Origin of the sequence: Shewanella sp. 10N.286.45.A1, assembly GCF_041470405.1 — a bacterium.
Classification (GTDB): Bacteria; Pseudomonadota; Gammaproteobacteria; order Enterobacterales; family Shewanellaceae; genus Shewanella.
Genome location: NZ_JBFRMK010000186.1, coordinates 1 through 467 on the forward strand (window position 1 = coordinate 1; position 467 = coordinate 467).

The following is a 467-nucleotide window of genomic DNA, read 5'->3' on the forward strand; positions in this document are numbered from 1 at the left end:
ATGGAGTACGGTTAAGCTCGACCGTAACGGTCTGCAGTTTTTCTACCGCCATGTCCTCAACCAGCAGTGGGAATGGCTCAACATCGTTAAACCGCCGCAGGTAACACCTTTGCCCGATATTCTAACCCCTGCAGAAGTGGCTATCGCCATTAGCCAGACTCACCAACTGCGTTATCAGGTGTTCTTCTTGGTGCTATACAGCATGGGGCTTCGGCTTGGTGAGGGCATACATTTGCAAGTGGGGGATATCGATTCACAGTTAATGCAAGTGCATATTCGCAATGCTAAAGGCGGCAAAGACAGGCTGGTTCCGTTGCCTAAACGTACTTTACTCGCGCTGCGATATTACTGGCAAACTCATCGTCATCCGCACTATCTATTCCCTGGCAAGGATGGCAATCCTGACTCTTTAATGGATAAAGGCGGCATTCAAAAAGCGCTTAAGCGCGTCATTGCACAGTGCAATA

The 467-nt window shown here is 49.3% G+C and carries 1 protein-coding gene; it reads left to right on the forward strand.

Annotated features, from left to right (window positions below; genetic code table 11):
- Window positions 1-467: tyrosine-type recombinase/integrase (locus AB4238_RS14360; RefSeq protein WP_372034028.1), on the forward strand; the 467-nt coding region annotated here is incomplete at both ends.